Here is a 20903-nt window from a genome sequence, read left to right on the forward strand (position 1 = left end):
CGGGCCTGGGCAGAAGCTATGCAGCATTAGGAGACCCCCGATGAACCTGCAAGAACTCACCCAACGCCTGCATCAGATCCGCGACAACAACGACTGGCGCGGCTTCCACAGCCCAAAGAACCTGGCCATGGCCGCCAGCGTCGAAATGGCCGAACTGGTGGAAATTTTCCAGTGGCTGAGCGAGGACGAATCGCGCCAGTTGCCCGCCGACAAACTGGCCCACGCCGGCCAGGAGGTCGGCGATGTGGTGCTCTACCTGTTGCTGCTCTGCAGCGAACTGGGCCTGGACATGGATCAGGTGGTGCGGGCCAAGCTGGCGGATAGCGAGAGGCGCTTCGCCCTATGAACGACCGTCACTTCGATGAGCTGGCCACGCGCTTTGCCGAGAAGATCTACGGCGGCGCCAAAGGTGCGATCCGCCTGGCCGTGCTGCAGGCTGACCTGGCCGAGGCGCTGCCCGACCGCCCGCTACGTATCCTCGACATTGGCGCCGGGTTGGGCCACATGGCCTTGTGGCTGGCCGAGCGCGGCCATCAGCTGACCTTGGCCGAGCCCGCAGCCCCCATGCTCGACGGCGCCCGTGCGCGCTTTGCCGAAGCGGGCCAACCGGCCACCTTCATTCATGCGCCCTGGCAAGAACTGCTTGGCCAACTGACCGAGCCCTACGACCTGGTGCTCTGCCACGCCGTGCTCGAATGGCTGGCCGAACCCGAGAGCATCCTGCCTGTGCTGCACCAGCTCACCGCCCCCGACGGCTGGTTATCGCTGGCCTTCTACAACCGCGATGCACTGGTCTATCGCAACCTGCTCAAGGGCCATTTCCGCAAGTTGCGCAGCAACCGTCTGGAAGGTGAAAAGCAGAGCCTGACCCCACAGAAACCGCTTGATCCACGCGAACTCAAGGCGCAACTTGAACCTATGTGGCAGGTTGAAAGCGAAAGCGGCGTGCGGGTGTTCCACGACTACATGCCCAAGGAGTTCCAGGGTAAGGCCGAGCTGCTCGACCTGCTGGAAATGGAGCTGGCCTACCGCCGCCACCCCGGTTTCGCTGGCCTTGGCCGTTACCTGCACTGGGTCTGCCGCCCTCGCTAACCCGCCCCGCCGGGAGGAATACATGCCGTACCGTCTGTTGTGCCTGGCCCTGCTGCCCATTGCCCTGGCTGGCTGCCAGGGCAGCAACCCGTATGTGGCCAGCAGCCGCCCGTTACCACCGGCCCCTGCACAGGCCGCTACCACCTTCGACGCCAGTGCCTACCCGGCGCCCGCCCGTGATTACGGGCACTACCGCAGCTGGAGCTGGCGCAACGGCCAGTTACCCAGCGGCTCGGCCAATGCTGACCCGGCGCAGTTGGCCGATGCCGTCAGCGGCGCACTCGATCAGCATGGCCTGCGCCCCGCCCGAGGGGCCTCCGGCGACTTGTTGGTCAGCGCCGACATGCGCCTGGAAAAACGCTTGCGCCAGGTGCGTGACTACGACACCTACGACCCCTACTACGGGCCGTACCCCTACGGTGGTGTCGGCTATGGTGGCTACCGCCATGGTTACGGGGGCTATGCCAGTGTGCCCATCGTGCGCACCTACGAGGTCGAAGTCATGGTGGTGCGTATCGACCTGTACGACGCCCGCAGCGGCCAGCCGGTATGGAGCGCCAGCGCCGAAAGCGGCAGCGACAAGGACTCGCCGCGCGAACGCGAAAGTGCCTTGCGCGATTCTGTGCACAAGGCGCTCAGCGGCTATCCTCCCAGTTAATCGCTAACGGAGAACCATCATGTTGCGCCGTCTCGTTCTACTGTCATTCGCGTTATTGCTCGCCGCCTGCTCCAGCAATAACGTCCAGCAGGATTTCGATGCCAGCCGCGATTTCGCCGCCTACCGCAGCTGGGCTTGGCAGGAGCCGGGGCTGCAGTACCGCCCGGACGACCCACGGATCAAGAGCGACCTCACCGAACAGCGCATTCGCCAAGCGGTCGCCGATCAGCTCGACCAGCGCGGCCTGCGCCCGGTGCAAGGCGGCGCTCGGCCTGATCTGAGCGTACGTACTTACCTGATCGTCGAGCAGCGCCAGCAGCAGATCACCACCAACTATGGCGGTGGCTGGGGTGGCTACTGGGGCGGCTACTGGGGGGGGCCGATGTACAACGAAACCCGCAGCGTCGACTACAAGGTCGCCACGATTCAGGTCGACATGTTCGATGGGCGTGACGGCAAGCTGGTGTGGCGCGGCAGTGCCGAGCAGATCATGAACAACTACCCGCCAAGTCCTGAAGAACGCAATACCGCCATTCACGACACCGTGGCCAAGGTGTTGGCCAACTATCCGCCAGGCAGCAAGAAATAGCGGCTTGATGCAGGTCTTTGCAGGAGCGGCCTTGCGCCCAGGCCGCGCCTGCAAAAGACCGCGCAGGCCTGTGTCAGCTACGACAAAATCCATTCCAGCCACGCCTTTTTACCCATCCCGCCCCACTCCCCCGCACGTTCCCGTCTATCTTCACTTAAGGAAACCTGACTGACCGGGTAGAAGTGTTCAACATTTGGGAAGGGCGACCTGCCAATGCAAAGCATTGTTCTCCTGCTGTGGCTTGCCTTGTGCTCCGAACAGGATGTGCGTCAACGCCAGATCTCCAACCTGCTGACCCTGGGCGTGGCTACCTGCGCCCTGATCTGGCTGTTCGCCACCGGCCACAGCTGGATCGGCGCCGACGCCAGCGATGCCGGCTGGGCGCTTGCCATCGTCATGCTGCTGACCCTGCCAGGCTATATGCTCGGCCGCTTCGGCGCCGACGACGTCAAGCTGATGGGCGCCCTGGCCCTGGCCACCAGCCCGCAATATGTGCTCGGCACCTTTATCGGCGCCGGCGTCAGTGTGCTGGTATGGCTGCTTACCCGCCGGCGCCTGTGGACCTTGCTCAACCCCAAGGTAAAGAAGCGTTTGCAGGCCCTGACCGAGGAAATGGGCGACAAACAGGCGTTCGTCCCCTATGTGCTGGCAGGGTTTCTTCTGACGGCCGTATGGATCCAATAAGGCTTCCAGTGGTCCGAAGACTTGTACACGCCTTGTACATATTCGCTTAGAGCGACTACTTTTAAGCTGCCAGAGCGTCTGGCACGGGAGCAGGGCGGTATACGAACAGGGAGTTGATCGTGTCCAGACCAGTGAGTGAAGTGAAGGTGTTGGTGGTTGATGACCAACCGGTCATTGTCGAACAACTGTGTGAATTCCTCGAAACCAAGGGCTATGTCTGCATACCAGCCCACTCAACTGACGAAGCTATCGAGCGATATGTGGCAGACCCGGCCATCGGTCTGCTCATCTGTGACCTGCACATGCCGGAGCGAGATGGCATTGAGCTGGTACGCGCCTTGAAGGGGCTCGACGGCAGCCCGCGCATGTTCGAAGCCATCATGTTGACTGGGCGTGCCGAGAAACAGGACGTGATCCGCGCGCTACGCGAAGGCTTTGCCGACTACTACCAGAAGCCGATGGACCTTGACGAGCTGCTGGCGGGCGTACGCCGGCAGGAAGAAGCCTTGCTGGAGCGCCAGCGAAACTTCCGTGATCTGGGTGGGTTGAACCAGCGCCTGCAAGAGCTGGCCGACTCAGTGGACGAACTGTATCAGGACCTGGAAAAAGCCCGTGGCCAAGGCACCCACCGGCGTGCCAGTGACGTGGAGGAAAGCGAAAGCGAACTGCCAGCGGCGTTCGAGAAGCTGTCGCCACGCCAATTGGAAGTGGCGCGCCTGGTCAGCAAAGGCAAGACCAATTACCAGATCGCCTGTGAGCTGGGCATTACCGAGAATACCGTGAAGCTTTACGTGTCACAGGTGTTGCGCCTGACCCACATGCACAACCGCACCCAGCTGGCACTGGCGCTTACCCCTAGCTCATCGCCGGTGCATCAGCGGTTTACCACCCATTGAGGGGGCAGCGTGTAAATTACCGGGGCTGCTTCGCGGCCCCTACAGTTGAACGTCAACGCTCAAGGTCAGCCGAGGCCCACGGTCCAGGCTATCGAGCGCCACATCCGCCAACGGCTTGGCCACTTCCAGCGCCACATTGAACACGCGCCCATCTCCTAACCGCACACCAAACGCCAGCGACGCCAGGTGGGCATCCTCCACCGGCCCTCTGTTATGCCAGGCCTGCGCCGTGTCCACTGCCGCATATGGCTGAACCAGCGCCAGCCCGCTCCCCTGCATGCTGTAGCTCAGCTCGTAAGCCACACCCCAGCCCTTGTCCCCGTCCGCCTGGTCACGCGGGTATCCACGGCCAAAACTCTGCCCGCCAAAACCCGCGCGTTCGCTGTCGGGCAACTTGTCATCACTCCAGTACAAGGCCCCGGACACCACGCCCTGCCAGTTATCCAGCAGTGCGTCGCTCTGCAAGCCGGAAAGCCGCAGCCGCAGAAAGTCCAGGTCGTAGTCGGCATCGCTTCGAGCCCCAAGGTAATCCAGGCCCTGATAGACCCCAGCACTGACGATACGCATACGCCTCTGCTCCATCTCGCGCCAATCGCCCTCGAACGACAGCGCACGTACGTAGGTGTCGTAGTCCCGAGACGATGGCTGCTCATCCGTGTGGTCTTCATCGCGCTCACGAACTGCGTACAAGTGCCCCTGAACCACCAGCCACTCATCCGGCCTGACGATCACCGGCTGACGAAGCCCTATCGCATAGCGCTCGCTGTCGTGCTCGCGGGTGATATCGCGACCATGGTCAAGGCGTATGCGCGTGCCGGGCTCGCTGCGGTAGCGCGAAGCCGACAGCAGCAGTTGACTGCCGGCGGCGTCCAGGTACTGGCTGTAGTCCAGACGCTGGTAATGGACCTGGTCGTCCCCTGGAGGCAGCAGCCAACTGGCCGTGAGTTGTTCACCATGGCGGGTCTGGGCATTGCTGGTTGCCGTGAACAACGCCTGTGCAGTGTCGCGGCTGGAGTCGGTCACCGTCACAGCGGCGCCGAATGGCTTGCGCCGCGCATGCAGGGTCAGCCGGGCGGCGCCATCAGCGGCCTGCGCCATTGTCAGCTCGGCCTCTACCGACACACCAGGCATGCGCGCGGCCAGGCCCAGAAAACGCTCCAGCGTTTCCCGCGTCAGCGGCCGCTCAGCCTCAAGGCGCGCCAGCAACTGTTGCAAATACTCGCTGGCCGGGCCGATATCGCCGTCCACGCGGTAATCACGGAGGTAACCTTCGACCAGCACCACGCTGACCCTACCCTCTGCCACATCCTGCGGTGGCAGATAGGCATACGACAACAAGTAGCCCTGCTGCCGATAACGCTGGGTCAGCCGCTCGGTATATTGCTGCAATTCACCCAACGTGGTCTGGCGCCCTATCAGCGCTTGGTAGTGCTCACGCAGGTCGCTCAGGGGGAACACCGTGCCGCCCTCGAAGCGTACTTTTTGCAGTATCAGCGGGGTATTGGCCGAAGCCCAGTCAGGCTTGTGGATAGCCGCCTCGGCCAGCCGTATGTTGGGGCTGACGAGGCGGTAGGCCGCAATCGGCAGGTTGGCGCTGGGCAAGCGCCGCTCGTATTCATGGCTGTCGAGAAAACCCGGCAACGGCTCGCCCTGGGCCGCAAGCGCCCAGGGCAGCAACAGCAGGGGCACGGCCAGAGGACGCATAGGGCGCTCCATGTTCCCTTTGGTTGTGGGGCACCCGCCGCTCACCCCCCTCACCTGCAAGCGTAGGTGCTGGCCCGGCTGCCGTCGAACACCTACTCGCTGACCTGGAACGCCACCCGCGCCGTCTCGCCACTTTCGTCCAGCGCGCTGAGTTCGGCCTGCCCGACCTGGGGCAAGCGCAGCAGCAAGCTGTCCTGCCCTTGGGTTTCACCCAGCGGCTGGCCGTTGAGGAACCACCAGCGCCGTCCACCACCACCCAACGCCGATACATGCAATTGCAGCGGCTCACTGCTGGTGGCTGGGCGACGCAGATTATCGCCGGGGCGCACGCCCACGATCGACAGCGGTGGCGCGCTGGCCGGTAGTTGCGGCGGGCAGGCCGGGTCGAGGGCGGGCAGACGCGCCGCGCGCCGTTCGAGGCGGGGCAGCCAGGGCTCCAACGGCGCCGGCCACAAGGCGATTTCACGGGGCTTGGCGCCCGGGCAACTGCCATCGACACGCAGGCCCTGGTCGTTGACCCACACGTTTTCGCGCAAACCCAGGCCCAGCGGTTGGTCAGCGGCCTGCAAGGTTGGCGGCGTGGTGCCATCCAGGGTCCAGGCGAAGCGCTGGCGTCGGCAGTTGGGGTCCTGCTTGCTCATCGGCTGGCCCAGCGGCCAGCAGATCGCCGCCACACCGACGTTTGCCGGTACACGCGCCACTGGCACGCTGATGCCACGCTGACTGTCACGGTTGCTCAGCAGGTCATGCACCTGCAGCATCAGCGGCGCCGCCGAAGCCAAGCCAAATTGCCCGGGAACCGGCGTGCCATCGGGGCGACCGATCCACACGCCGATCAGGTAGCGCGGCCCGACGCCGATCGACCAGGCATCGCGAAAGCCATAGCTGGTGCCGGTTTTCCAGGCCAGTTGCGGGCGCTGCACCAGTTCGGCATGCGGGTCGCGGTCGGGGCGAGCCTGGCCACTGAGGATGCGTCGGATGATCCACGCCGCGCCTGGCGACAACAGGCGTCGCTCTACCAGCGGGTCCTGCGGCTGCAAACGCACCTTCGCACTGTTACCGTCCCGTGCCAGCGCCGCGTAGCCACCCACCAAATCTTCCAGCCGGCTGCCGGCGCCCCCCAGTATCAACGACAGGTTGGGCTCGGCCAGCGGCGGCAATATCAGCGGCACGCCCGCCATGCGCAGCTGCGCGGCAAAGCGTTTCGGGCCATAGGCCTCCAGCAATTGCACGGCCGGCAGGTTGAGCGACAGGGCCAGCGCCGAGCTGGCCGACACCGGGCCGCTGAAGCCCATGGAGAAGTTGCCGGGGCGATAATCGCCATAACGCCGTGGCACATCCTGCAGCAGCGATTCGGAATGGATCAGGCCATCGTCCAGCGCCATGCCGTAGAGAAACGGCTTGAGGGTGGAACCGGGCGAACGCAGCGAGCGCACCATATCGACATGGCCAAAACGGCGCTCGTCCGCCAAATCTATCGAGCCCAGGTAAGCGCGCACCGCCATGGTCTGCGCATCGACCACCAGGACGGCGGCCGAGGTGCGCTCCGGTAGCCGGGCGCGCCAACCCAGCAGCAGGTCTTCGAGGCGCCGCTGAAGTGCGGCATCGAGCGTGGTGCGAATCAGTGGCGGGCTGTCGGCGCTGTTCAGGCGCCGGGCCAGCAAGGGTGCCAGGGCCGGCTCCTGGCGTGGCGCCAACACCAACGGTTCCTCGGCCGCCTCGCGGATTTGCCGCTCAGGCCACACCTGGTATTCGGCCAGGCGCTGCAACACCTTGTCGCGCGCGCGCTGAGCACGCTCGTGGTGGCGGTCTGGGCGCAGCCGGCTGGGTGCCTGGGGCAGCACCGCCAGCAGCGCCGCTTCAGCGGGTGTCAGGTGCAAGGGCGACTTGCCCAGGTACGCCCAACTGGCAGCGGCCACGCCCTGCAAGGTGCCGCCGAACGGCGCGCGGTCCAGGTAGATCTGCAGGATTTCGCGCTTGGACAAGTGCCATTCCAGCTGCGCCGTACGCCACAACTGGCGCAGTTTGCCAGCCAGGGTGCGGTCGTGCGGGTCGAGCAGGCGCGCCACCTGCATCGACAACGTACTGCCGCCCGACACCACGCGCCCACCGCGCAGGTTCAACCAGGCAGCGCGGGCCAAGGCCAGTGGATTGACCCCAGGGTGGCTGTAGAACCAGCGGTCCTCGTAAGTCAGCAAGGCCTGCAGGTACAGCGGCGACACCTGTTCGGGGCTGACCGGGTAGCGCCACACGCCATCAGCATCGGCAAAGCGCCACAACGGCGTCCCGTCCTCGGCCAGCACCACCCGGGCCAGGTCGTCGCCCGGCATGGGCAGCGGCCAGATACGATCAGCCAGCCACAACAGGCCGCACAGCACCAGCACGCCGATCAGCGTGGCACGCAACATCCTGCCCGCATGGCGATGTGGCCGCGCTAAGCTTGGCATCGGGAACCGACCTGGCCAGGTAATGGCCAAAGGCTTTGGGACGGCAACCTCGCCGATTCGTTCATCAGGAAGCAACTATGCATGTAGAAGGTTTTTTCGAGTGGTTGGGCCAGGCACTGGGGTCGTTGATCCGCTTCATCGTCGACGCATTGAGCGGGCTGTTCAACCTGCTGGCCAATGCCGGTGGCAATTTCATCGACGGCCTGGCGCGCACCTTGGGCATGGACACCTCGCTACTCAGCATCCTGGCCCTGATCATCGGCCTTATGCTGCTGTACTCGGCAATCCGTGCGTTCATGCGCGCCTCGATCATCCTCGGGATCATCTGGCTGGTGCTGGGGTTGTGGGTGATGAGTTGGGTGATTCACTAGAAACTGCGCCATTCCTGTAGGAGCGGCCTTGCGTCGCGATCGGGCGCGCAGCGGCCGCAAAACCTGGCGACGCGGTACCACAGTTGCTCCGCGCGCTCAGGTTTTGGGGCCGCTTTGCGGCCCGATCGCGACACAAGGCCGCTCCTACAACAGACCGCGTAGCCTCAGCGGGCTTTTACGGTCATCTCCCCTTGCCCATCGCCCACAGCCTGCAGGTTCGGCCGGTACATCGACTCAACCTGCGGCGGCGGTACGCGGTAGGTGCCCGGGGTCACTGCCCGCGCCAGGTACAGCAGGTGGGTGGTGCCGTAGCTGTCGAGCTTGAGCGCGGCAACATAACGGTCATCACGGTACTCCTGGTGCACTACGCTGGCGTTCTGCATAGACTCGCGCCACTCCTTCACCGCGCTGCTGGCGTTGTCCAGGCTGGCGGCGCTTTGCGCCAGGTTCTGGTTTTCCAGCTCCAGGCCTGCTGGCAGCAAATCCACCACCAGCGCATCCGGTACACGGTCTTCAGCCTTGAGCGCCAGGTGCACCAGCACCAAGTCACCACTGCGCAGGTTGTGCAGGTCCAGCGGCTGGCCATTCATGCCCAAGTACTCTCGGCGAATCTGCAGGCCATTGCCGCCAGCAGCAGGCGCCTGGCGTGGGTAGCCCGACAAGGTCAACTGCTGGTACAGCGTCTCGCTGCCTTCGTTCTGCACACTCAGCGGCGATGCCAGTAGCGGGCCTTCCAGCTTCATGCCGGCCTCGGCATTGTTGAACTCGCGCACCTCGCCAGCACTGTCCAGGCGTGCCTGCCACTTGCCTTCCGGCTTGCCCAGCAGGCTACGGCCGGCAAGGAACAGTGCATTGCGCTCCTGGGTAGACAGCCAGCGGTTGGCCGCCAGCTCATCCGACAAGGCGAACAGGCGCTGATCGACCTGGCTGCTGGCCAGGTTGCTTTCCTGCAGCAGTGCCAGGATCAGCGCCTGGTCACGCAGGGCGCTGCCGTAATCGGCCATCCAGCCTTTGCCACGGCTGATGCCCAGGCCCGCCTGCAAGGCTTGCTCGGCACGCGGTTTGTCACCCATCTTGTCCAGTGCCACCGCCAATTGCACCAGCGGTAGGCCAGAACGGGCATCGGCGCGGCGCTCGAACAGGCCTCGCAGGGCACCCAATGGCGCCTGCTGGCTGCGCGACAGCACCAGCGCCGCGTAGGCCTGCACGGCAAAGCGAGTGTGGTCGGCATTTTCGCTGTAGTCGACTTCGACCAGGTTGCGTTCCTGCAGGTAGCGCAGCAGGCGCTCGCTGGCCTTCTTCAGCGCTTCGGCCGGCACGCCGTAACCTTGGTCACGGGCACGCAGCAGGAAGTCGGTGACGTAGGCGGTGAGCCAGTACTCTTCTTCGCTGTCCGAACTCCACAGGCCAAAGCTGCCGTTGTAGCGCTGCATGCCCAGCAGGTGCTCGATGCCCATTTCGATCTTGCGCTTGCGCACCTGCGCCGGCTCGCCCTTGATGCCCAGGCGTTTGAGGCTATCGGCATCAGCGTACAACGACGGGTACAGGCCGCTGGTGGTCTGTTCCAGGCAACCGTAGGGGTAGGCTTCCAACGCGCGAATCTGCTCGGCCAGGTTCAGCGGCGGCCGACTCGACAAGGCCAGGCTGGCTTCCAGGCCGGCAGGTTCGAAAGCTGCCAGGTCCGCTTCAGGCAAGGTCCATGGCTGGTCTTTCAACGCCACGCGGTAGTGCTTGAGCATCGCCGGATAAGCTGGGCGCACGCCCAATGTCCACTCACGCTCGAACGCGGTGGCGGGCTCGTTTGGCAACTGCAGGCCAGTGACCCGCACATGCACTTTACCCTGCCCCAGGCCCCCTTGGGCCTGTACCGGGATCATCAGTGTCGAGCGCTGGCCTTCGGTCAGGTTAACGCTCTGCACGGCGTTGGCCGCCAGGCTCAGTTGCCCATCGGTGGTGATTTCAACGTTCAACTGTTGAGCACGGCCCGACAGGTTGGCCAGGTCCAGTGCCAGGCTGGTGCGGTCGCCACCGGCCAGGAAGCGCGGCGCCGACAGCTCGGCAATCAACGGTGCAGCGACCACGGTTTTGCCTTCTGCCATGCCGAAGTGTTCTTCGGTCCAGGCCTGGGCCATCAGCCGCAGTTCGCCGTTGAAGTCGGGGATATCGACCGTGGCCTGGCCCTCACCCTTGTCGTCCAGGGTCACCGGCAGGCTCTGCTGGGCGACGATGGTGACCGTGGTGTTAGGGCGCTTGCCACCCTTGGCCATTGCCGCGTCACCGCCAAACGCCAGGCTCGCCAGGCGGCCCTGGCCGGCTTCGATCAACTGGCCGTAGATGTCCAGTTGGTCGGCACCATAGGCCTTGCGCCCGAACAGGCTGGCAAACGGATCCGGGGTTTTGAAATCAGTGATGTTGAGGATGCCCACGTCCACCGCAGACAACAGCACATGCACCTGCTTGGGCACGCTGCCATCGGCATTGGCGGCTTTCACCTTTACGGTCAGCGGCTGTTTCGGGCGCATTTTTTCGGGTGCCTGCAGGCTCACCGCCAGCTTGCGTTCGGCGCGGTCCAACGGCAGGTGCAGCACACCCACGGCGCGTTTTGGTGTGGCGTTGGCCTTGCGCTCTCCAGGGCGAATCACCAGCGCGCTGATGTAAAGGTCGTGGCGCGCCCAGGCGTTGTCCAGTTGCACATCAAAGGTCTTGCCCTCGGCGGGCACGTCGATCTCCTGCCACCACAGCGGGCCATCGCTGGACTCGATCATCAGGTAGCCGCTGCCAGCAGCAGGTGGCGTGACGGTGACCTTGGCAGTAGCGCCATCGGCGTAGGACGGTTTATCCAGCGCCAGCTTGACCTGGTCCGGGCGCACCGCGCCGCCTTCGGCGTTGTCCTGGGCGCGATAACCGGCCCAGAAGCGCTCGCTGGACACCAGGCCGGTCTGCGGGTCTTCGACCTCCACGCGGTACGGGCCCCATTCAACCTGGAAGCTCAGTTTGGCCGTGGAGCCGGCCTTGACGCTAACGGTCTCCTCACGCTGGGTGAGGAACTTCTCGTTGTAGGCGTAGCTCCAGCCATCGCTCTGCGAGTAGTTCCAGTAGTAATCGCGACGCTCGCGAATCAGACGTACCTTGAGGTCGTTGGCCGCCAGCTTGTTGCCGTCGCGGTCGGCCACCAGGAATTCGAACTCCACCGGCCCGTCGCTATCGGTTTCCTCACCCTCGAACAGGCCACGCAGGCCCGGCAGGCGCTCGGCAGGCCAGATCGGTTGCTCCAGACGACGGGTGATCGGCCGGCCACCGGACTCCTGCAGGCTGGCCTGCACGGTCAGTTGCAGCGGTGAGCGGGCTTCGGCCCAACGGCTTTCGATATCGACCACGGCCTTGCCAGCCTGATCGAGCGTGACTTCGTCCAGCTCCAGGTCCTGGTTCAGCTCGGTTTCGGTGACCGAGCCGAACTGGTAGCCCGGCAGCGCAGGCACCGCTTCGCGAAGGGGACGCACATAGGCCTGGCCACTCAGGCGATTACCGGCAGCCGGGGCGCCATAGAGGTAACGGCCATTGACCTGGATGCGCGCATCCTCCTCCGGCGACAGCGGCGTGCTGCTGCCCTTCAGCTCCAGCGCCAGGCGTTCAGGCAGGAAGTCCTCGACGAGAAATTCATACACCTGCTTGCGCCCGCCGCCCAGGTCGAGCAGCAGTTGCCAACGGCCAGTCGGGGCCTCGGTGGCGAGCTGCAACTGGTATTGGTACAAGCCATTGCTGTCGGCCTCCCAGACGAACTTGCGGCTCACCTGCTCATCCGGGCGACGCACTTCCACACTCACCGGCTGGGCCTTGACCGGCTTGCCGTCCTGGTCGCGCAGAAGGCCGTTGAGCAGCACCGTTTCGCCTGGGCGATACAGGTCACGCGGGCCGAAGATGAAGAACTGCAACGGGTTGGCTTGCGGGCCGGTAATGTCGAACTCGGCCAGGTCCAGGGCGGCGGTGTTCAGGCGCAGCAGGGTGGTGTGCACACCTTGGGTAGCAATCAGGGTATCGGCCTTGGACGTGATCGGCAGTTGGGCGTGGCCCTTGTCATCGGTGCTGGCCTGGGCCAGCAACTTGCCCTTCTCGTCATGGATTTCGAGATTGACGCCGCTCATCGCCTTGCCGCCTTCCAGCGCCTGCGCGAACACGTCCAGGCGGTCGCGGTATCGGTGCGCCGACACGCCGATGTCGCTGAGGGTGAACAGGGTCGCCGGCTGCGAGTAGTCGTAAGTGCCCGAAGCACGCATCACTGCCAGGTACACGCCCGGGTCCTGCAGCGGCTTGATGCCGGCGATGGGCAGCAGCACGGTTTCGCGGGTGTTGCGGGCGGGGTTGAGGTCGAAGCGGCCGCTGTAGACCAGCTCGGCCATGTCCAGGGTTTCCTTGGACTGGTAGTAGTACAGGCTGCTGTTGCGCCCCCAGCTGGCCAGGAAAGACGAGAGCATTTCCGGCTTCACCCGGAAAAACTCGACATCGACCTTGTCGACGTTCAGGGCAATCACCGGCAGCCCCTCGGCCAGGCGCGTGGGCAGCAGCGAGCCGCGGCTGGCAAAGCCGATGGTCGGCTGCATGTCGCGGGTTTCCAGCTGGGTGATCGATTCACTGTCCAGTTGCTTGCCGTTGACCGCCAGCAGGCCCTTGTCGACGGTCAGCACCAGCTTGCGCTGCGGTTCCAGGTGACGCAGGCGCAGTTCCATCTGGTTGTCGGAGAGCTCCCAGGCGCCGTCGAGCTTGCCTTTGACGGTGTCGACCAGGTGCACCTTGGTGGCGAAGTCCTGCTTGGCATCCAGCGGCGCGGAGAAGCTGATCGACAGCGTCGCAGCGCCATCGAGCTGCACTTCGGATACATCCAGCACCGTGAGTTCGCGGCCCTCGTAGCGCTTGGCGAGCACGGCCGGGTCTTCGCGTTTGGGGGCGGGGGCTTCGGCGGGCGCGGTGGCCGCCGGTTTCTCGACCGGCGCCGGTTTGTCCGGCGCGGATGAGTCACAGGCACTGAGCAACGCCAGCGCGCAGGCCAGCAACAATCCTTTGTTGAACATGGAGTAGGAACTCTTGGGCAGCGTGTACGTGAGGGCAGCAACTATAGCGCAACGTCAGGTGCGGCACCCGGCGTTGCGCGCCCAGTAAGACCACGGTCGCGCGAAATGGTTGCCTGGTGGTTACACTGTGGCCTTCGTTAAAGGGGCGTACAGCGGCCCCAAGCCCCTTGGTAAGCAAATGTCCCAACTCTCCGCCGACTGGCGCCACCGCCCTACCCACCACAAGGTCTGGGCGCTGGCCGCACCGATGATCTTGTCCAACATCTCCGTACCGCTGGTGGCGCTGGTCGACAGCACCGTCATCGGCCACCTCCCCCACGCCCACCAGCTAGGCGCCGTGGCCGTGGGCGCCACTTTGTTCACCTTCATGGTTGGCCTGATGGGCTTCCTGCGCATGGGCTCCACTGGCTTCGCCGCACAGGCCGCTGGCCGTGGCGACGGCGCCGCGTTGCGCCAGGTGCTGGTACAAGGGCTGCTTTTGGCGGTCGGTTTCGCCCTGATGATCGGCCTGCTGGCTCTGCCGTTCAGCCAGCTGGCACTGCATGCGATGCAACCCAGTGCAGCCCTGCAGCAATCCACCGAAGACTTCTTCCATACCCGCCTGCTTGGCCTGCCCGCGGCGCTTGCCAGCTATGCGCTGGTTGGCTGGTTTCTGGGCACCCAGAACGCCCGGGCGCCACTGGCCATCCTGCTGACCACCAACCTGCTGAACATCGTCCTGAACCTGTGGTTCGTGCTGGGCCTGGATTGGGGCGTACTGGGGTCGGCACGGGCTTCGGTCATTGCCGAATGGAGCGCCGCGCTGCTCGGCCTGGCCCTGACCCGCCCGGCACTGCGTGCCTACCCGGGGCAGGTCGCCTGGGCAGCGCTCAAACGCTGGCAGGCCTGGCGCCCGCTGCTGGCGGTCAACCGCGATATCTTCCTGCGCAGCCTGGCGCTGCAACTGGTGTTCCTGCTGATTACTGTGCAGGGGGCGCGCCTGGGTGAGGCCACGGTGGCGGCCAACGCCCTGCTGCTCAATGGCCTGCTGCTGACGGCCTATGCCCTCGACGGGCTGGCGCATGCGGTCGAGGCCCTGTGCGGTCATGCCATTGGTGCCCGCGACCGCGACACCTTGCGCCGTTCGTTGGTGGTGGCCTGTGGCTGGTCGCTGATCACCAGTTTGGGGTTTGCCGGGTTGTTCCTGCTGGGCGGGCACTTGTTCATCGACCTGCAGACCGACATCGAAAGCGTGCGCAATGCGGCCTATCCGTATTTGCCCTACCTGGCGGTACTGCCGTTGATTGCAGTGTGGAGTTACTTGCTGGATGGGTTGTTCATCGGTGCGACGCGGGCGCGGGAGATGCGCAATGCGATGGTGGTGTCGGTACTGATTGCACTGCCGGTGGCGGTGGCCATGAACGGGTTCGGCAACCATGGGCTATGGTTGGCGTTTCTCGGGTTCATGGGGTTGCGGGCGGTGACGCTGGGGTGGGTGGGGTGGCGGTTGCAGCAGAAAGGTGAGTGGGTTCGGTAATGCCGGGATCGCGGAACGGCTCGGTATCGCGATCCCTGTAGGAGCGGCCTTGTGTCGCGAAATGAGGGCGAAGCCCTCACCTGCCGGCTCACAGCCACACACAATTCCAATGTGGGTACTCGCCCGCTCGTCGAACCAGACCCGCCCGAATCGGGTTGGCGATGATGTAGCGGGCAGCAGCCCTTACATCCTCATCCTTGCGCAATGCCCGGTCATAAAAGCCAGGCTGCCAGATGTGCTTTCGCTCGGCACCTATACGGTAAAGCGCACAACTGCTGCGTGACTTGAAAGCACACATGAGTTTGTCCAGGCTGGTAGGCCCAAGCTCGATCAACCAATGCAGATGGTCTGGCATCAGAACCCAAGCCAACGTACGGCAACTACCTTCATGATCACTCAGGCGCAATTGATTAATGGCCGCTCGTGCAAACCAGAGGTTCTGGAACAGCGGGCGCCGTTGGCGGGTAACGGTAGTTAGCAGATAAAGCCTGCCTGACTCTGAAAAGCGCCCTTGGCGCAAGCGATGATTGCCGTGACGGTCCATGTCGAATTCCTTTGAACATTGCATTCGCAGGATAGGTGTCGCAATGAGGGATGGCGTAGGCGGATCATTACCGGGTATGACGCCGTGAGGGCTGCGCCCTCAGTTCGCGACGCAAGGCCGCTCCTACAGGGAAATCGCGTATGGCAATTACTGCGCGATCCGCTGTAGGAACGGCCTTGTGTCGCGATGGGCCGCAAAGCGGCCCCGGCGGTTACGACGACAAGTACGAAGACCGGGTCAACCCAAGGCGCAAGGCATCCAGGAACTGGGTACGCTCACGTGCGGTGATCTTGGCGCTGGCCACCTTGTCGCGGTAATGCGTCATCAACTCCTCCGGCGACAGGTGCACGTAGCGCAGCATGTCCTCGATGGTGTCGTGGGTCTCGATACCGGCGTGGTACACGCTGCCGTCGGCATTCTGGTAGATGTTCACCGAGTCGGTGTCACCGAACAGGTTGTGCATATCGCCCAGGATTTCCTGGTAGGCACCGACCAGGAACACGCCCAGCAGGTAGTCCTCGCCCTCCTTCAGCGCATGCACCGGCATGCTGGTCTCGATGCTCTGCTCATCAACGTACTGGTTGATCTTGCCGTCGGAGTCGCAGGTCAGGTCCTGCAATACCGCACGTCGCATCGGCTCTTCGTCCAGGCGGTGCAGCGGGATGATCGGCAGTACCTGGCCGATGGCCCAGGTGTCCGGCAGGCTCTGGAACACCGAGAAGTTGCAGATGTACTTGTCGGCCAGCTTGTCGTTCAGCTCGTCCAGCACCTGACGGTGCGAGCGCTGGCGGGCCTTGAGCGAGTTGTGCAGGCGGCGGCAGACGGCAAAATAGCACTGTTCAGCCAGTGCCTTCTCGCCCAGGCTGATCTTGCCATCGGCATACTGCGCGGCCACGTCACCCATATAGTGGGTGGCGCGCCAGTAAGTCTCGGTGACCATCTCGATATCGGTCGGGCCAAGCAGGTCGACCAGCCACTGCACGGTCTCGGGCAGGGCTTCCTTGTTCTCGATGGTGGGCACGTCGTCGTTGTGTTTCTCGACGTCGGTCACCTGGATCACCAGCATGGCGTGGTGCGCTGTCAACGAGCGGCCACTCTCGGAGAAGATGTGCGGGTGCGGCAGGCCCTGCGCGTCGCAGAACTCCTTGAGCATGCCCACCACCACGCCGGCGTAGTCGTCCATGTCGTAGTTGATCGAGCTGGCATTGCGCGAGTGGGTGCCGTCGTAGTCCACGCCCAGGCCACCGCCAACGTCGATGTGGTCGACCGGCAGGCCCAGCGCACGCAGTTCGCCGTAGTAACGGATGGCTTCCTTGAAACCGTGCTGATAGTCAGCCAGGTTGGCGATCTGCGACCCCATGTGGAAGTGCAGCAGGCGAATGCCCTGGTCCAGGCCTGCATCGCGGAAGCGCTGTACTACAGAGAGCAGCTGGGCGGCAGACAAACCGAACTTGGACTTTTCGCCACCGGTATCGGCCCACTTGCTCGAAGCCAGCGACGACAGGCGCACGCGCAGGCCGACCTGCGGTTTCACCTTCAGCTCGGCGGCCTCTTCGATCACCAGCGCCACTTCCGACTCTTTCTCGATGACGATGAACACGTTGTGGCCGAGCTTCTGGCCCATCAACGCCAGGCGAATGAACTCACGGTCCTTGTAGCCGTTGCAGACGATGGTGCCGCCCTTCGGCGCCAGCGCCAGTACGGCCAGCAGCTCGGGTTTGGAGCCGGCTTCCAGGCCAATGGAAACGTTTTGCGTGGCGATGATGTTTTCCACCACCGCTTCCTGCTGGTTGACCTTGATCGGGTACAGCGCGGTGTACTGGCTCTGGTACTCCAGGCGCGCGATGTTGGCATCGAACGCACCAGTCAGCTGGCGTACGCGGTCCTGCAGAATGTCGGGGAAGCGCACCAGCAAGGGCAGCGACAGGCCGCTCTGGCGCAGTTCGTCAACCTGTTCGTACAGGTCGATCGGCGCGCTGTTGGGGCCGTTGGGGCGCACTTCGACGCGCCCGGCTTCATTGATGGCGAAATAACCAGCGCCCCAATGGCGGATGCCATAAACACTGCGGCTGTCGGCCACGGTCCATTGGCTACCATCGTCTTTGCGTGTGCGTCGTACGGACATTCAAGTCCCCTATAGATAAGTCGAAGACACTGCCCCGCAGGCAGCGGAGCGAGTGTAAAAGCTGAAAATGACGATTCATCCGTGTTCAGGCATAGACCCTGGCCACGGGAACGAGTTTAGAAAGCGCTGGGCAAAAAATCGCGCGATGGCCTCAGCCGCCGGACTTTTTCGCCTTGAAACCCTGTTTGGTCAGCTCGCCGATCAACAGCTCGACATGGTCGCCCTGGATCTCGATAACCCCGTCCTTCAGAGCGCCGCCGGTACCGCAGCGGCGCTTGAGCGTGGTCGCCAGCTCTTTGAGCTGGTCGGGCGGCAGCGGCACGCCGGTGACGGTGGTCACGGTCTTGCCGCCACGGCCTTTGCTCTCACGGCGCACACGGGCAATGCCGTCGCCTTCGGGGATAATTTGCTGCTTGCAGATGCAGGCATCCACTGGCTGGCCACAGTCAGAGCAGTGCCGACCAGCGTCGGTGGAATACACGAGACCGCCAAGGGCGGAAAAGGAAGAAGCTTTCTTGGCCACTTTTGTTCCTCTGTGCTGAGGACAAAAACTGGTCGTGCCTTGGGGTTGAGGCCGACCGCGAAGCCCCACTCTGGCAGGGGCGGCGCTACTGCCGCAAGACTTGCGACAGCCCGAAAAGGGCGCGCAGTGTAACGATAAATGCAGCCGTTGCTAAGTACAGGATTGCGGCATTTTGCGAATGTTTTGCGACCCTTCGCGTATTGGGGCTGCTTTGCAGCCCGATCGCGACACAAGGCCGCTCCTACAGGAGACCGCGCAAGGCCGGGGGACGCGACCTCTTGTAGGAGCGGCCTTGTGTCGCGATCGGGCCGCAAAGCGGCCCCTGCTTTATTTCAAGCTAAGCTTGTAGCGCTGCAACGCCGCCAACGAGTCCGGGCAATATGGCTTGCTGAGGCTTTCCTGCTCAGCCTGCTCCAGGCCAATGAACCGCGCCTCGATCACCTCTTCCGGCTGCAGTCGCAATGGCGCATCGGACACCGCCGAATACACCGCACACCACAGACGGTTGTCCGGCTGGTCAAAGTAGAACCGCTCGTGGAAACGCAGCTGCGCACCTTCGATCCCCAGCTCTTCGGCCAGCTCGCGTGCGGCCGACTCGGCATACGCCTCCCCGGCCGCGACCATGCCGCCTGCCGCCACATCCCAATAGCCTGGGTACAGCGCCTTGCTCAGGGTGCGACGATGCACACACAGCTCACCGGCACTGTTGAACAGCAAGATGAACGTGCAACGCCCGATCAACCCGCGCTCACGCAACTCGGCACGGGGCAACGCGCCCAGCACCTGGTCGGCTTCGTCCACCCAGGTGACCAGTTCGCGGTCGGAAGCCGCCCGGTGGGCGGCCTCGTTTGGGCTGATAGCCATCATCAACCCTGCGACAGCAACTGACGCAGGTCGATAACCGCGGCGTTGGCCCGGGAAATGTAGTTGGCCATGACCAGCGAGTGGTTGGCCCACATGCCGAAGCCACTGCCGTTCAGCACCATTGGGCTCCACAGCGGCTCTTGCGAGGCTTCCAGCTCGCGGATGATCTGGCGCACGCTGACCGTGGCGTTCTTCTTGGCCAGCACATCGGCAAAGTCCACCTCGATAGCACGCAGCAGGTGCGACAGCGCCCACGCCTGGCCACGGGCTTCATAGAACACGTTGTCAATCTGCAGCCACGGGGTTTCCACCAACTCCTCGTCCACTTGCGGCGCCTGGCCGGCGACGACCGACTCGGTCTTCAGCGTGCTGTTGAGCTTGACCCGGCCAACGCTGGCCGACAGCCGCTGCGACAGCGAGCCCAGGCGAGTGGCCACGTCACCCAGCCAGTTGTTCAGGTTGTCGGCACGGGTGTAGAAGATCGCGCCCTTGTCGCCAGCAGCCAGGCGAGTCTGGTAGCGGGACAGCGACTTGATGCCCTCTTCGAACTCCGACTCGCTCGATGGCAAGATCCAGCTCTTGTTGTCGAAGTTGAATCGCGGCTCGGCCTTGGCCAGGTCGGCGTCTTCGGTGGACTGCGACTGCGACCGGGCGAAGTCCTTGCGCAGCGCGCGCGACAGGTCGCGTACCTGGACCAGCACGCCATATTCCCAACTCGGCATGTTGTCCATCCACAGCCCTGGCGGGAAGCGGTCGTTGGAAATGTAGCCGCCCGGCTTGTTCAGCAAGGTGCCGGCAACGGTCTTGAGGGTTTCGAGGGTGGTGTAGCCCACCACCATTTGCTGGCCATTGCGCTCGGCAGCGGCCTGGGCATTCTGCTGCACCGGGAACAGCGCGGGCTCCTGGCTCCAGTACCAGCCAAGGCCGATACACACCAGCAGGTACAACCCGATCAGGGTCCCCAGGGCGCGGCTCCACAGGCCGCCAACGTAGCTACGGGCGGCAGCGCCGCGGCCATCGACACGCTCACGGGGCTCGGCTTTGGCCTCGCGGTTTTTCCAGTCCAGCATGGCTTTGTCCTTAATCAGTCACGACGGTTCAGGGGCTTGGACCACAGGCCTGCGCCAGGGTGCCACGGCAAGCCCGCGTGGCAGCACTATAAAGCAGACACCACCGTACGCATAAGCGACCATTCAGTCAGTAACTGAATATTCGTTCTGGCCGCTTTGTTGATGCAGGGCAGTCACGCGCTTGAAAAGAGCTGCTAGCATAGAGCCATCATTGCCCCTGCACATCCCAACCTATAAGTAGCCAGGACATGAGCAAAGCAGTCGAGCCGAGCCCGCAATGCCCCGTGCAACAGCTGACGCGTAACGGCCTGCGCAAGGACGACCCGCTCGACCCACTGCTGCCGCCGCCCCCACGCAAACCGGTGTACATCCTGCTGCAGGATCATGAGCGTGCCCAGCGCTTGGCCCAGCAACTGGAGTTCTTCGGCCTGGTGGTGCAAGCACTGCCCAATGCTACGGCGTTTCTCGCCTCGATCTGCGAGTACCCGCCTTCGGCCATCATTATGGATGTCGACTTCACCGGTACGGGCCAAGGCCTGCAGCTGGCCGCCCAGGTGCAGCAAGGGTTGGCGCGACATATTCCGCTGCTGTTCTTCAGCCACCACGAAGCCGACACCCCAACCCGCCTTGCCGCCGTACGCGCCGGTGGCAAGGACTTTCTCACCGGCAGCCTGGAGGCTTCCAGCCTGCTGGAAAAGGTCGAACTGCTGACCAATGCCACCCCGCACGACCCGCTGCGCGTGCTGATCATCGA

General features: G+C 63.9%; 17 protein-coding genes. 9 read left to right on the top strand and 8 right to left on the bottom strand.

Annotated features, from left to right (window positions below; genetic code table 11):
* The first annotated feature begins 40 nt into the window (after nt 1–40).
* The 6 genes from APH35_RS22760 (at nt 41) to APH35_RS22785 (ending at nt 3919) form a co-directional block, all read left to right on the top strand.
* Complete coding sequence (locus tag APH35_RS22760; RefSeq protein ID WP_012270345.1) at nt 41–346, top strand: MazG-like family protein; 306 nt, start codon at nt 41–43, stop codon at nt 344–346.
* The gene (locus APH35_RS22765) at nt 343–1092 is read left to right on the top strand and encodes a methyltransferase domain-containing protein (RefSeq protein WP_012270344.1); all 750 of its coding nucleotides are present in this window, start codon (nt 343–345) and stop codon (nt 1090–1092) included. The genes APH35_RS22760 and APH35_RS22765 overlap by 4 nt, the downstream gene beginning before the upstream one ends.
* 22 nt (nt 1093–1114) lie before the next feature.
* Complete coding sequence (locus APH35_RS22770; RefSeq protein ID WP_012270343.1) at nt 1115–1750, top strand: DUF4136 domain-containing protein; 636 nt, start codon at nt 1115–1117, stop codon at nt 1748–1750.
* A gap of 19 nt (nt 1751–1769) precedes the next feature.
* The gene (locus APH35_RS22775) at nt 1770–2339 is read left to right on the top strand and encodes a DUF4136 domain-containing protein (protein WP_012270342.1); all 570 of its coding nucleotides are present in this window, start codon (nt 1770–1772) and stop codon (nt 2337–2339) included.
* 213 nt (nt 2340–2552) lie between these two features.
* Entirely contained in the window at nt 2553–3023 is a 471-nt protein-coding gene (locus APH35_RS22780) for an A24 family peptidase (RefSeq protein ID WP_012270341.1), read from the top strand.
* Between the two features lie 119 nt (nt 3024–3142).
* Complete coding sequence (locus tag APH35_RS22785; RefSeq protein ID WP_012270340.1) at nt 3143–3919, top strand: response regulator transcription factor; 777 nt, start codon at nt 3143–3145, stop codon at nt 3917–3919.
* 39 nt (nt 3920–3958) lie between these two features.
* Here the strand turns inward: APH35_RS22785 and APH35_RS22790 are convergent, their stop codons facing one another.
* Complete coding sequence (locus tag APH35_RS22790; protein ID WP_060515574.1) at nt 3959–5623, bottom strand: ShlB/FhaC/HecB family hemolysin secretion/activation protein; 1665 nt, start codon at nt 5621–5623, stop codon at nt 3959–3961.
* Between the two features lie 92 nt (nt 5624–5715).
* Nucleotides 5716–8070, bottom strand: a complete 2355-nt coding sequence (gene pbpC, locus APH35_RS22795) for a peptidoglycan glycosyltransferase PbpC (RefSeq protein WP_012270338.1) — start codon at nt 8068–8070, stop codon at nt 5716–5718.
* Nucleotides 8071–8147: 77 nt separating this feature from the next.
* Here pbpC and APH35_RS22800 point away from each other — a divergent pair, with 77 nt between their 5' ends.
* On the top strand, nt 8148–8441 hold the full coding sequence (locus APH35_RS22800; RefSeq protein WP_012270337.1) for a hypothetical protein: 294 nt from the start codon (nt 8148–8150) through the stop codon (nt 8439–8441).
* A gap of 164 nt (nt 8442–8605) precedes the next feature.
* Here APH35_RS22800 and APH35_RS22805 read toward each other — a convergent pair whose 3' ends face one another.
* Nucleotides 8606–13507 (bottom strand): alpha-2-macroglobulin family protein, encoded by a 4902-nt coding sequence (locus APH35_RS22805; RefSeq protein WP_060515575.1) that lies wholly within the window; start codon nt 13505–13507, stop codon nt 8606–8608.
* A 178-nt stretch (nt 13508–13685) separates the two neighbouring features.
* On the opposite strand from APH35_RS22805, the gene APH35_RS22810 reads away from it, so the two are divergent.
* Complete coding sequence (locus APH35_RS22810) at nt 13686–15023, top strand: MATE family efflux transporter (RefSeq protein ID WP_060515576.1); 1338 nt, start codon at nt 13686–13688, stop codon at nt 15021–15023.
* An 88-nt stretch (nt 15024–15111) separates the two neighbouring features.
* On the opposite strand, the gene APH35_RS22815 is transcribed toward APH35_RS22810, so the two are convergent.
* From APH35_RS22815 to APH35_RS22835, 5 genes are all read right to left on the bottom strand, one after another.
* Complete coding sequence (locus APH35_RS22815) at nt 15112–15567, bottom strand: REP-associated tyrosine transposase (protein WP_060493803.1); 456 nt, start codon at nt 15565–15567, stop codon at nt 15112–15114.
* Nucleotides 15568–15778: 211 nt separating this feature from the next.
* Nucleotides 15779–17692: an arginine decarboxylase gene (gene speA, locus APH35_RS22820; protein WP_012270333.1), complete on the bottom strand. Its 1914-nt coding sequence runs from the start codon at nt 17690–17692 to the stop codon at nt 15779–15781.
* A 151-nt stretch (nt 17693–17843) separates the two neighbouring features.
* Nucleotides 17844–18215, bottom strand: coding sequence for a translation initiation factor Sui1 (locus APH35_RS22825; RefSeq protein ID WP_060515577.1), 372 nt, complete (start codon nt 18213–18215; stop codon nt 17844–17846).
* 327 nt (nt 18216–18542) lie between these two features.
* Nucleotides 18543–19079: an NUDIX hydrolase gene (locus APH35_RS22830; RefSeq protein ID WP_060515578.1), complete on the bottom strand. Its 537-nt coding sequence runs from the start codon at nt 19077–19079 to the stop codon at nt 18543–18545.
* 2 nt (nt 19080–19081) lie between these two features.
* On the bottom strand, nt 19082–20149 hold the full coding sequence (locus tag APH35_RS22835) for a DUF2333 family protein (protein ID WP_060515579.1): 1068 nt from the start codon (nt 20147–20149) through the stop codon (nt 19082–19084).
* Between the two features lie 248 nt (nt 20150–20397).
* Here APH35_RS22835 and APH35_RS22840 point away from each other — a divergent pair.
* The coding region (locus APH35_RS22840; protein ID WP_156341237.1) for a response regulator at nt 20398–20903 on the top strand (506 nt) is incomplete at its 3' end.

It is taken from the genome of Pseudomonas sp. NBRC 111132, assembly GCF_001320565.1.
Lineage (GTDB): Bacteria > Pseudomonadota > Gammaproteobacteria > Pseudomonadales > Pseudomonadaceae > Aquipseudomonas > Aquipseudomonas putida_P.